A 12,041-nucleotide genomic window follows, 5' to 3' on the forward strand; every position below is an offset into this window, starting at 1 on the left:
GTGGTCCCACCTGACCCCATGCCGAACTCAGAAGTGAAACGCCGTAGCGCCGATGGTAGTGTGGGGTCTCCCCATGCGAGAGTAGGACACTGCCAAGCATCAATTAAGCCAAGAGGCCATCCGCAAGGATGGCCTTTTTGCTTTGTATCAACCAAAAATATACGTTTCCCCGCCTCTTCCCATGCAATGAAACATTTTCACCTTCCCGTTGAAGACTCGACTTTGTGCTAAAAAAGCGTTATCTTCGGGCATCTAGAAGTCTAAACGTTTAAACGGATGTGTGAGGATTAAGCAATGCCGATTCGTGTTCCTGATGAGTTACCTGCGGTTAGTTTCTTGCGCAATGAGAATGTCTTTGTGATGACATCCTCACGGGCAAAAAACCAGGAAATCAGGCCGTTGAAAGTGCTGATCCTTAACCTGATGCCAAAGAAAATCGAGACGGAAAATCAGTTTTTACGCCTGCTTTCCAACTCTTCGCTGCAAATTGACATTCAGTTGTTACGTGTCGACAGCCGTGAATCGAAGAACACGCCTGCCGAGCATCTGAACAATTTTTACTGTGATTTTGAAGACATTCAGGATGAGAACTTTGATGGTCTGATAGTGACGGGGGCCCCGTTAGGACTGGTTGATTTTTGTGACGTGGCCTATTGGCCCCAGATTGAACGGGTTATCGATTGGGCAAAGAACCATGTGACGTCCACATTGTTCGTGTGTTGGGCAGTCCAGGCCGCATTGAATATTCTGTACGGTATCCCGAAGATGACGAGAGAGGTAAAGCTCTCTGGTGTTTATCAGCATCAAACACTGCAACAACATGCGCTGCTGACCCGTGGCTTTGATGACACCTTCCTGGCACCGCATTCACGCTATGCGGATTTCCCGACGGAAATTATTCGTCAGTACACGGATCTGGATATCTTGGCAGAGTCGGAGCAAACCGGGGCTTACTTATTTGCCAGCAAGGATAAACGACTGGCATTTGTAACCGGTCATCCGGAATATGATGCTTTAACGCTGGCTGGCGAGTATTGTCGTGATAACGAAGCCGGTCTTGATCCTGTTGTGCCACTGAATTACTTCCCCGACGACAACCCCGAACTCACACCAAAAGCCTCTTGGCGCAGCCATGGACACCTGTTGTTCACTAACTGGCTCAACTACTATGTTTACCAGATCACCCCGTACGATCTGCGTCATATGAACCCGACCCTCGAGTAACACTTCTTTCTTATCGGCGGCTGAATCGAGGCCGCCGACGTCATGCCTACCCGAAAAATCTTCCTTTATATCTTCCCAATTCCAGAAAAAACCATTCTATAACAAGCAATTAACCCTGGCTTTCTACACTAATGGAACCGGTTTCCTTACTCAGTATTGTTGTTGTTTTTATTAACCGATTGATAATGAAAGGTTAATAAAATATTTAATAATAAAATGGAAATCGTTTTTGATTTTTATTTATAGTTGAGTATTCTTAGATCCAGAAAGAAGACGTCTGACCAGTTGAGGATCCTTTTATTCGTCCTGATCCGTACTGATTTCTGATGAAGATGCGCCGTCTTGGCTTACAGCAACGGTGCGTAATGATGGGAAGGAGCAAGACAATGACGCAACAGATAGTAGGCACGGAGTTAACGTTTACGCAGGGTTTTGGCGCTGCTGAGCGGCAGGTGTTGACGGATGACGCGGTCGAATTCCTGGCGGAACTGGTGAGTAAGTTTACTCCACAGCGCAACAAGCTTTTGGCTGCGCGCGCCTGCTGGCAACAAAAGATCGATCAAGGCGAACTCCCGGGTTTCATTTCGGAAACTGATTCCATTCGTAATGGTGAGTGGAAGATCCGCGGTATACCCGAGGATCTGCGCGACCGTCGGGTCGAGATCACCGGTCCGGTTGAACGCAAGATGGTAATCAACGCCCTGAATGCCAATGTGAAGGTATTTATGGCGGACTTTGAAGACTCACTGGCGCCAAGCTGGGACAAAGTGATCGATGGCCAAATCAATCTTCATGACGCGGTGAACGGCACCATCTCTTATACCAACGACGCGGGAAAAATTTATCAGCTGAAGCCTAACCCTGCGGTCTTGATTGCCCGAGTGCGTGGTTTGCACCTGCCGGAAAAACACGTGCTGTGGCAGGGGGAAGCCATTCCCGGTGGCCTGTTCGACTTCGCGCTGTATTTCTTCCACAACTATCGTCAATTGCTGGCCAAAGGCAGCGGCCCTTATTTCTATCTGCCAAAAACCCAGTCTTGGCAGGAAGCGGCTTGGTGGAGTGAGGTCTTCAGCTTTACCGAAGATCGTTTTGATCTGCCGCGTGGCACCATTAAGGCGACGGTGCTGATCGAAACCTTGCCCGCGGTGTTCCAAATGGACGAGATCCTGTATCACCTGCGAGATCATATTGTTGGGCTGAACTGTGGCCGCTGGGATTACATCTTCAGCTATATCAAAACGTTGAAAAATCATGCTGACCGGGTATTGCCGGATCGTCAGTCGGTCACCATGGACAAATCATTCCTCAGCGCCTATTCCCGGTTGCTGATCAAGACTTGCCACAAGCGCGGTGCTTTCGCGATGGGCGGCATGGCGGCGTTTATCCCAAGTAAAGACGCCGAGAAGAATGCCTGGGTGTTGAATAAGGTACGGGCGGATAAAGAGCTGGAGGCCAATAACGGCCATGATGGCACCTGGGTAGCGCATCCAGGGCTGGCAGATACCGTTATGGACGTGTTCAGCCGGGTGCTCGGCGAACGCCGTAACCAATTGGAAGTGCTGCGTGAAAATGATGCGCCGATCAGTGCTGCACAGTTGCTGGAACCCTGTGAGGGTGAACGAACCGAAGCGGGCATGCGCGCCAATATCCGCGTGGCGGTGCAATACATCGAAGCTTGGATCTCTGGCAATGGCTGCGTACCGATTTACGGCCTGATGGAAGATGCGGCAACGGCGGAAATTTCCCGTACCTCAATCTGGCAGTGGATCCATCATGAAAAATCTCTCAGCAATGGGCAATTAGTCACTAAAGCACTGTTCCGTCAGATGCTGGCCGAAGAAGTTCTCGTTATCCAAGAAGAACTCGGTGAGCAACGTTTTAGCCATGGGCGTTTTACCGAGGCCGCACGCCTGATGGAGACAATCACGATTTCGGATGAGCTGATCGATTTCCTGACGTTACCTGGCTATGAGCTCCTGGCCTAAATCTGTTCCTGACCATTAACCCTACATTATTGAAAAGGATAAAATTATGTCTACCTCTCGTGCTCAACAGATTCAACAACTGGAACAGGAATGGAAATCGGCCCGCTGGGAAGGTATCACCCGTCCGTACAGTGCAGAAGATGTCATTAATCTGCGTGGTTCGGTTAACCCGGCTTGTACACTGGCACAAAACGGTGCCGCCAAGCTGTGGGAGCTACTGCACGGTAAATCACGCAAGGGTTATGTCAACAGCCTGGGCGCGTTGACGGGCGGCCAGGCGCTGCAACAGGCCAAGGCGGGTATTGAGGCAATCTACCTGTCTGGCTGGCAGGTGGCGGCGGATGCCAATACCGCGTCTGCAATGTACCCGGACCAATCGCTCTATCCTGTTGATTCTGTCCCGGCAGTGGTTGAGCGGATCAACAATACCTTCCGCCGCGCGGATCAGATCCAGTGGGCCAATAAAATTGAGCCGGGCAGCAAAGGTTACACCGACTATTTCCTGCCGATTGTTGCCGATGCCGAAGCCGGTTTTGGTGGCGTGCTGAATGCTTTTGAATTGATGAAAGCAATGATTGAAGCCGGTGCTGCCGGGGTTCACTTTGAAGATCAACTGGCCGCGGTGAAGAAGTGCGGTCATATGGGCGGCAAAGTGCTGGTGCCAACCCAGGAAGCGATCCAAAAACTGGTTGCTGCCCGTTTGGCGGCAGACGTACTCGGCGTACCGACACTGGTCATCGCACGTACTGATGCGGATGCCGCAGATTTGCTGACCTCTGACTGCGATCCTTACGACAGCGAGTTCGTGTCCGGCGAACGCACCGCCGAAGGCTTCTTCCGTACCCATGCAGGCATTGAGCAAGCGATCAGCCGTGGTCTGGCGTACTGCCCCTACGCTGATCTGGTGTGGTGCGAAACCTCGACCCCGGATTTGGAAGCAGCCAAGCGTTTTGCCGATGCAATTCATGCCAAATTCCCAGGAAAGCTGTTGGCGTACAACTGTTCACCGTCATTCAACTGGAAAAAGAATCTGGACGATCAGACTATCGCCCGTTTCCAGCAGGAACTGTCGGCGATGGGCTACAAGTACCAATTCATCACGCTGGCGGGCATCCACAGCATGTGGTTCAACATGTTTGACCTGGCACACGCTTATGCACAGGGCGAGGGCATGAAGCACTACGTCGAGAAAGTCCAACAGCCGGAGTTCGATGCCGTGGCTCGCGGTTATACCTTTGCTTCACACCAACAGGAAGTGGGCACCGGTTACTTCGACAAGGTGACCACCATTATTCAGGGCGGAGCTTCTTCGGTAACGGCATTGACCGGTTCGACGGAAGAACAGCAGTTCTGATGCAGTCACGCTGATAATCGGTACCCCAGAGCCTGCTTATGCAGGCTCTGTTTCCTGGCGGGAGGTAAGGATGGCGGCAAAACTGGAGCTGTTGATCGCACAGACGATCCTACAGGGCTTTGATGCACAATATGGCCGCTTCCTGGAAGTGACTGCCGGTGCGCAGCAGCGTTTTGAACGGGCTGATTGGCCGGCGGTGCAGCTGGCGATGAAAAAGCGTATCCACCTGTATGACCATCATGTGGGTCTGGTGGTGGAGCAGTTGAAATGCATCACCGGGCAAAAGTATTTTGACGCGGATTTCCCGAGTCGGGTGAAAGCGGTATATATCGATCTGCTGCCGGAGTACCCGCGCTTTGAGATTGCCGAAAGCTTCTTCAATTCAGTCTACTGCCGTTTATTCAGGCACCGAGATCTGACGCCGGAAAAGCTGTTTGTGTTCAGTTCTCAGCCGGAAGGGCGCTTTCGTGATATCCCGCGCCCTCTCTCACGGGATTTCACCGCCAATGGCGATCTGTCGGAGATGTTATATACCCTGCTGACCGATTTGCCTTTGCGACTGCCGTGGGAAAACGTATCGCGCGATATTGATTACATTACGCTCGCGTTGCAGCAGAACTTCAGTGCACAGCAATTGGCTGGTGCAACGTTCCAGATTGCCAATGAGTTGTTTTATCGTAACAAGGCGGCGTGGCTGGTCGGGAAGCTGCGTGTGGCAGACAGGGTCTATCCTTTCCTGCTGCCGATTCATCACAGTGATTCCGGCGCATTGTTTATCGATACCTGCCTGACCAGCAAGGCGGAAGCCAGCATCGTGTTTGGTTTTGCCCGGTCGTATTTCATGGTGTACGCCCCCCTGCCAGCCGCCATGGTCGAATGGTTGCGCGAGATCTTGCCGAGTAAGACGACCGCCGAGCTGTATATGGCCATCGGCTGCCAGAAACACGGAAAAACAGAATGTTACCGCGAATACCTGACGTTTATGGCGGGTTCTCAAGAGCAGTTCATTATTGCCCCTGGGGTCAAAGGTATGGTGATGCTGGTGTTTACCCTGCCGTCGTTTGATCGGGTGTTCAAGGTGATCAAAGACGAGTTCGCGCCGCAAAAAGAGGTCACGCAGGCACAGGTCATGGCCTGCTATCAGTTGGTAAAAGAGCATGACCGCGTCGGGCGCATGGCCGATACCCAGGAATACGAAAATTTTATCGTCGACAAGGCGCGTCTCAGTCCGGAGCTCTTGGCCGAATTACAACGAGAAGTGCCGGACAAGCTGGAGGATCTGGGCGATCGCATCGTGATCAAACACCTGTACATGGAACGACGCATGACGCCGCTGAATTTGTATCTTGAGCAGGCCAATGAGCAACAGATGCGCGACGCAATTGAAGAATACGGTAATGCGATCAAGCAATTGGCCGCCGCCAATATTTTTCCCGGCGATATGCTGTTCAAGAACTTCGGCGTGACCCGACACGGACGGGTGGTGTTCTATGACTATGATGAGATTTGCTATATGACTGAGGTGAATTTCCGCGATATACCGCCGCCGCGTTACCCGGAAGATGAGCTGGCTAACGAGCCATGGTATAGCGTGTCGCCGAATGATGTGTTTCCAGAGGAGTTCAGGCATTTCCTGTGTGGCGACCGCCGTATCCGGCAGGTGTTTGAAGAGATGCACAGCGATCTGTTTGAGGCCAACTATTGGCGCGGGCTACAGCAACGTATTCGCGATGGCCATGTGGAAGACGTCTTTGCTTACCGCAAAAAACGACGTTTCAGCCAACGCAGCGGTGTGGCGTTGCCCGCGACATCGGCAACGGCCTAAGGGCGCGGTTGGTATACCGCGCCCGATACGATTAGGCTTTCGCACCTGCAACGGCGGCACGTGCCAATTCGGTGATGCGTGCGTAGTCGCCTTTTTCTAAGGCATCTGCCGGCACCAGCCAGGAACCGCCGATGCACAGCACGCTTTTCAGCGCCAGGTAGTCACGGTAGTTACTCGGTGAAATGCCGCCGGTTGGACAGAAGCGCACCTGTGGGAATGGGCCGCCGATCGCCTGCAGTGCTTTTACGCCCCCGTTGGCTTCTGCCGGGAAGAATTTAAACTCACGCAGGCCGTGGTCCATGCCCAACATCAGTTCCGAGACGGTGCAGATGCCGGGAATTAACGGGATCGAACCCGCGGTAGCTGCCTTCAGCAAATCGGCGGTCAGTCCCGGGCTGATGGCAAACTGCGCGCCAGCGTCGGTCACTTCCTGCAGCTGCTGCGCGTTAATGACGGTACCGGCCCCGATAATTGCGTCTGGTACTTCTTTGGCAATGGCGCGAATCGCATCCATCGCGCAAGCGGTGCGCAGCGTCACTTCCAATACACGTACGCCACCGGCAACCAGGGCTTTTGCCAACGGCACCGCGTGCTCCAGTTTGTTGATGACAATCACCGGTACCACTGGGCCTGACATCAGGATCTGCTCTGCGCTTGTTTTCCAATTGTTCATTAACGGTTTTCTCCAGTTTGACCGCCGCCGTTGGGCTACACGGCCATGCGACGGGTTAAAATTTAATGCAGCAGGCGCCTTGTTCAGCACCGGAAAGCTGGCTGCGTAAGGCACCGAACAGTTCACGGCCACAGCCGATATGTTCCGCACTTAGGTCAGGCTGATAAGGGGCGCGCTTAGCCAAAATGTCGGCATCGACCAATAATGCCAATTCGCCGGTGCGGCCGTTCACGCGGATCACGTCGCCGTTTTGCACCTTGGCGAGCATGCCGCCGGTGTAAGCTTCCGGGGTCACGTGGATGGCAGAAGGGACTTTGCCGGAAGCGCCGGACAGGCGGCCATCGGTGACCAGCGCGACTTTAAATCCGCGGTCCATCAGCACGCCAAGCGGCGGCATAAGTTTGTGCAACTCGGGCATACCATTGGCCTGTGGCCCCTGGAAGCGGACAACCACCACGCAATCGCGATCCAACTTGCCAGCTTCAAACGCCGGTACGATGTCATGTTGGCTTTCAAAGACGACTGCCGGCGCTTCGATAATCTGGTTGTCTGCCGGGACCGCCGAGGTTTTCATGACGGCTCGGCCAAGGTTGCCGGCCAATACCTTGGTGCCGCCGTGGTGTTCAAAAGGCTCGGCGATGCTGGCGATCACTTGGGTATCGAGTGAATGATCCACGCCTTCACGCCAGGCCAACTGGCCGTTATCCAGCCACGGTTCTTGGGTGTAACGCTGTAGACCAAAGCCGGCAACGGTGTGTACGTCCTCGTGCAGCAGGCCGTGCTTAAGCAGCTCGCGCACCACCAGTGCGACGCCGCCTGCGGCTTGGAATTGGTTGATGTCCGCCGGGCCATTCGGATAGATGCGGCACAGCAGCGGCACGGCGTCTGACAACTCGGAGAAGTCATCCCAGTTAATGATAATGCCGGCGGCGCGAGCCATCGCCACCATATGCATGGTCAGGTTAGTAGAGCCGCCGGTGGCCAGTAGCGCAATAATGCCGTTCACCACCACTTTTTCATCCACCAGTTGGCCAATTGGCAGGTAGTTGCCTGCGGTTTCGGTCAGGCGGGTCACCTGACGCGCAGCGGCATCGGTGAGTGCATTGCGCAGTGGCGTATCCGGGTGAACAAAGGAGGCTCCTGGCAGGTGCAGCCCCATCACTTCCATGACCATTTGGTTGGTATTGGCGGTGCCGTAGAAGGTACAGGTGCCGATGCCATGATAAGACGCTGCCTCGGCCTCCAGCAACGCCAGGCGATCGGCTTTGCCTTCGGCGTAAAGTTGGCGTACGCGCACTTTCTCTTTGTTCGGCAAGCCGCTGCTCATCGGGCCGGCTGGCACAAACAGCGACGGTAAATGACCAAAGGACAGGGCAGACATCACCAAGCCTGGCACGATTTTGTCGCAAATACCGAGGAACAACGCGCCGTCGAACATATTGTGTGACAGGCCGATGGCGGAGGACATGGCGATCACGTCACGGCTCATCAGCGACAGCTCCATACCATCCTGACCCTGGGTCACACCGTCGCACATTGCCGGAACACCACCGGCCACCTGACCAACCGCGCCTACCGCATGCAATGCCTGCTTTAGCCGTTGCGGATAGTTTTCGTAAGGCTGGTGGGCGGACAGCATATCGTTATAGGCGGTGATGATGGCGATATCGCTGCGCACCATATTTTTCAGCGCGGTTTTGTCATCCGGTTGGCAGGCAGCGAAGCCGTGCGCCAGGTTGCCGCAGGCCAGTTGTGCGCGGTGTACGGTGTGTGAGCGAGCTGCATCAATGCGTGCCAGGTAGGCGGTGCGGCTCTGTTTAGAACGGTCGATAATGCGTTGTGTGACACGGGACAGGATTGGATTGATCATACCTTCCTCACATGGCTATTGTTATATATGCCGCCTGTGGCGGTGCCCCCGGTGTGGAATTGCAGCCCTGGTGTGCAAAGGCCGGGGGCGATGTTGTGGGTATTTAAAACAGCGTGAAAGCAATCATGCCGATGATGCCACCCACGCTACCCAGAATGGTTTCCATCACCGTCCAGGTTTTCAGCGTTTGCAGCTCATTGGCGCCGGTAAATTTACCGAACAACCAGAAACCGGCATCGTTGACGTGGCTGAGTACGATAGACCCGCCGGCAATACAGATAGCCAACGCGGCCAGTTGCCCGCCGCCGAGGTCCAATTGGCTGGTTACCGGTAGCACCAGGCCGACAGTGGTCAAACAGGCTACGGTGGCAGATCCTTGAATGACGCGTACCATGGCGGACAGCGCGAAAGCGGCCACGGCGATCGGCAAGCCGGTGCCGATCATGGCGTCACCCAAGGCAGGGCCAACGCCGGAATCCACCAAAATTTGTTTGAAGACGCCACCAGCGCCCGTCATCAGCAGGATGATCCCGGCAGGCTGCACCGCCGCAGAGCAGATGGCCAGCGTTTGTTCGTTGGTCATACCGCGTGGTTTTGCCAGGCCGTAAATCACAATCAGGCAGGCGATCAAAATGGCCGTAAACGGGTGGCCAATAAACTCCAGCCACTGTTGTAACTGTGAGCCTGGCGTTACCAGACGGGCACCAATGGTCTTCATACCGACCAACACCAGTGGGCAGAGAACCAACGCCAGACTAAGGCCAAATGACGGCAGGTTGGCGGTGTTCAGCGTCGGCTCGTTTTCATCCTTCGGCATTGACCAGTTAACGTAACGGCTGATAAAGCTGCCGTATAATGGGCCTGCAATCAGCATGCCGAGGACTGCGGCGACCAGGCCGATGGCAATCATCCAGCCGAAGTCGGCCTTCATTTGTGAGGCCAGCAGCATCGGTACCGGCCCCGGCAGCAAGAATGACGCGGCGGCGGCGACGCCGGCAAACAGGGGAATGGCCAGCTTAACGATGTTGCCGTCGGTGCGGCGCGCTACGGCAAACACGATGCCGATCAGTAGCACCACGGCTACGTCAAAAAACAGCGGCAGGGCACAGATCAATCCGGCAATGCCGAGTGCGTAATGGGCTTTACTTTGGCCGAAACGTTTCAGCAAATGTGCCGCAATTTGATCGAGCGCACCGACTTCATGCAGTATCTTACCGAACATCGCGCCCAACGCGACGACAATAGCCAGGAAGCCCAGCGTATCGCCCATACCTTTCTGCATGGTATCGGCGATGCGGTCCAGCGGCATGCCGGAGAAAATACCCGCGGCAATAGACACCAGCATTAACGCGACGAAGGCGTGCATGCGCGCCTTCATCACCAAAAACAGCAGTAAAAGAACCGAGCCGACTGCAGTACCGACCAGCGTTACAGTATTCACGCGCAAACGTCCTGTGGCAGGAAGCTCTGAATGTGCTTCAGGGTATCGGCGATAACGCCTTCCAGGGGTTGGTTGATGTCGACGGACATGACGTCGCTCTCGTCGGCCCCCGGCTGTTCCAACGCGGCAAACTGTGTCACCAGCATCTGTGGTTTAAAGAAGTGGCCATTACGGGCCGCCAGACGGGCTTCGATAACCGGGAAATCACCGTGCAAGTAGATGAACGACAAATTGCCATTACCGGCGCGCAGGCGATCGCGGTAGTGTTTTTTCAGCGCTGAACAGACGATAACCGAAACATTATTCGTGCGTTGCATGGCGAAAGCGGCGTCGTTGAGTGCGGCCAGCCAGGGGGCACGGTCGTCATCGTTGAGTGGTTCGCCAGCGGCCATTTTTAGGATGTTGCTGCGGGGGTGCAGAAAATCACCGTCGAGGAACCCGGCAGACAGCTGGCGGGCGGCGGCGGCGGCCACGGCGGACTTACCGCTGCCGGAAACGCCCATAATGACGTAAATACGGTTTTGATTATTGGTCATGGCTTAGCTCCAAAACGACACGTGGCGTTACCGCGCGCTTGTTGTTACCGGTAACATGTTATCGGTAACATTGTCGGAGGAAGTTTCGCCAGTTGCAATCGCCTTTAACAGGCAGGATCGTTAACTGTGATCGGCTTCAAGTTTTTACTGGGCGAGAGAAACAGGATCGGGGCAGCGTTTTACATGCTGACAACAACGAGAAAATCATGGGCGCAGAGTTTGCGCCCAGTGCCGGGATTGAGGCTTAACGTACGCCACCATACTCCAGGCTGATTTCTTTTGCTGCGTGGATCACCAATGCGCCCAGCTCGATCACCCGGTTGTCGGTGATGCGTGACACCGGACCGGAAATAGAGATAGCGGCAAAGGCCTCGCGATGTTCATCGAAGATGCAGGCTGCCACGCAACGCAGGCCGAGTGCATGTTCTTCGTCGTCAAACGAAAAGCCTTGTTTGCGGATTTGCGCCAACCCTTCCTTCAGGTTGTGCGGTGTCAGGGTGTGCTGAGTATAGGTTTGCATACCTTTCTTATGCAGCAGTTGGGTGACCTGCTCATCCGGCAGGGTAGAAAGAAAGGCTTTGCCGGCACCGGAAGCGTGCATCGGCAGTTTTCCGCCGATCGGCGCGGACATACGCATCAGCGCGGTGCATTGAACCTGATCGATAATAATCGCCTGGTACTCACTGGTATCCAGCACGGCCAGGTTGACGGTTTCGCCGGACTCTTCCATCAGGCGGCGTAGCGTTGGGTGCACCATGGCCAAGAGATTGCGGCTCTGCAAGAAGCTGCTGCCAACGACAAAGGCATGAGAACCGAGGGTCCACAGGCCTAAATCACCGACCTGTCTTACAAATCCTTGCTGTTGCATGGTGGTGAGCAACCGATGGGTCGTAGAGTTGGGTAACCCGGCTTGTTGAGCCAGATCGGTTAACGCGACGTTGCCCTGAGCTTCAGCAATGTATTCCAATAACTTCAGGCCACGGGTTAACGACTGCACCTGGCCGGTTGCCGCACTGGCGCTCGGGGATGCAGCACGGGGCTTTTTGCCACGCTTGGCGGGAGCAGGGGTGACCATAATCCACATTCCTTTTTCCGTATGATGGAATTCATTTTCGTTTTTTGCGTATGAATTG

At 54.6% G+C, this 12,041-nt stretch carries 9 protein-coding genes and 1 rRNA gene; 5 read left to right on the forward strand and 5 right to left on the reverse strand.

Going from position 1 to position 12,041, the window contains the following annotated elements; genetic code table 11:
• The 5 genes from rrf to aceK form a co-directional block, all read left to right on the forward strand.
• Window positions 1-98: ribosomal RNA gene (gene rrf, locus JOE25_RS16375) — 5S ribosomal RNA — on the forward strand; the annotation flags it as partial.
• 196 nt (window positions 99-294) lie between these two features.
• On the forward strand, window positions 295-1,224 hold the full coding sequence (gene metA / locus JOE25_RS16380; protein WP_209636939.1) for a homoserine O-succinyltransferase: 930 nt from the start codon (window positions 295-297) through the stop codon (window positions 1,222-1,224).
• A 386-nt stretch (window positions 1,225-1,610) separates the two neighbouring features.
• Window positions 1,611-3,209, forward strand: coding sequence for a malate synthase A (gene aceB, locus JOE25_RS16385; RefSeq protein WP_209636941.1), 1,599 nt, complete (start codon window positions 1,611-1,613; stop codon window positions 3,207-3,209).
• A gap of 46 nt (window positions 3,210-3,255) precedes the next feature.
• Complete coding sequence (gene aceA, locus JOE25_RS16390) at window positions 3,256-4,563, forward strand: isocitrate lyase (protein WP_209636943.1); 1,308 nt, start codon at window positions 3,256-3,258, stop codon at window positions 4,561-4,563.
• A 70-nt stretch (window positions 4,564-4,633) separates the two neighbouring features.
• Window positions 4,634-6,388, forward strand: coding sequence for a bifunctional isocitrate dehydrogenase kinase/phosphatase (gene aceK / locus JOE25_RS16395; RefSeq protein ID WP_209636945.1), 1,755 nt, complete (start codon window positions 4,634-4,636; stop codon window positions 6,386-6,388).
• 31 nt (window positions 6,389-6,419) lie between these two features.
• Here aceK and JOE25_RS16400 read toward each other — a convergent pair whose 3' ends face one another.
• From JOE25_RS16400 to iclR, 5 genes are all read right to left on the reverse strand, one after another.
• Complete coding sequence (locus tag JOE25_RS16400; RefSeq protein ID WP_209636947.1) at window positions 6,420-7,061, reverse strand: bifunctional 4-hydroxy-2-oxoglutarate aldolase/2-dehydro-3-deoxy-phosphogluconate aldolase; 642 nt, start codon at window positions 7,059-7,061, stop codon at window positions 6,420-6,422.
• Window positions 7,062-7,116: 55 nt separating this feature from the next.
• Window positions 7,117-8,931, reverse strand: coding sequence for a phosphogluconate dehydratase (gene edd / locus JOE25_RS16405; protein WP_209636949.1), 1,815 nt, complete (start codon window positions 8,929-8,931; stop codon window positions 7,117-7,119).
• A gap of 103 nt (window positions 8,932-9,034) precedes the next feature.
• Window positions 9,035-10,372 (reverse strand): gluconate transporter, encoded by a 1,338-nt coding sequence (gene gntU / locus JOE25_RS16410; protein WP_209636950.1) that lies wholly within the window; start codon window positions 10,370-10,372, stop codon window positions 9,035-9,037.
• Entirely contained in the window at window positions 10,369-10,908 is a 540-nt protein-coding gene (gntK, locus tag JOE25_RS16415) for a gluconokinase (protein ID WP_209636952.1), read from the reverse strand. The genes gntU and gntK overlap by 4 nt, the downstream gene beginning before the upstream one ends.
• Window positions 10,909-11,152: 244 nt before the next feature.
• Window positions 11,153-11,983 (reverse strand): glyoxylate bypass operon transcriptional repressor IclR, encoded by an 831-nt coding sequence (gene iclR, locus JOE25_RS16420; RefSeq protein WP_209636954.1) that lies wholly within the window; start codon window positions 11,981-11,983, stop codon window positions 11,153-11,155.
• Between the last annotated feature and the right edge of the window lie 58 nt (window positions 11,984-12,041).

Source organism: Serratia sp. PL17, from assembly GCF_017832355.1.
GTDB lineage: Bacteria > Pseudomonadota > Gammaproteobacteria > Enterobacterales > Enterobacteriaceae > Serratia.

Bases quoted from the DNA above. Each gene is read 5' to 3' on its own strand.
- aceB (WP_209636941.1), top strand. From the start codon at position 1,611: ATGACGCAACAGATAGTAGGCACGGAGTTAACGTTTACGCAGGGTTTT.
- JOE25_RS16400 (WP_209636947.1), bottom strand. From the start codon at position 7,061: ATGAACAATTGGAAAACAAGCGCAGAGCAGATCCTGATGTCAGGCCCA.
- edd (WP_209636949.1), bottom strand. From the start codon at position 8,931: ATGATCAATCCAATCCTGTCCCGTGTCACACAACGCATTATCGACCGT.
- iclR (WP_209636954.1), bottom strand. From the start codon at position 11,983: ATGGTCACCCCTGCTCCCGCCAAGCGTGGCAAAAAGCCCCGTGCTGCA.
- gntK (WP_209636952.1), bottom strand. From the start codon at position 10,908: ATGACCAATAATCAAAACCGTATTTACGTCATTATGGGCGTTTCCGGC.
- aceA (WP_209636943.1), top strand. From the start codon at position 3,256: ATGTCTACCTCTCGTGCTCAACAGATTCAACAACTGGAACAGGAATGG.
- aceK (WP_209636945.1), top strand. From the start codon at position 4,634: ATGGCGGCAAAACTGGAGCTGTTGATCGCACAGACGATCCTACAGGGC.
- metA (WP_209636939.1), top strand. From the start codon at position 295: ATGCCGATTCGTGTTCCTGATGAGTTACCTGCGGTTAGTTTCTTGCGC.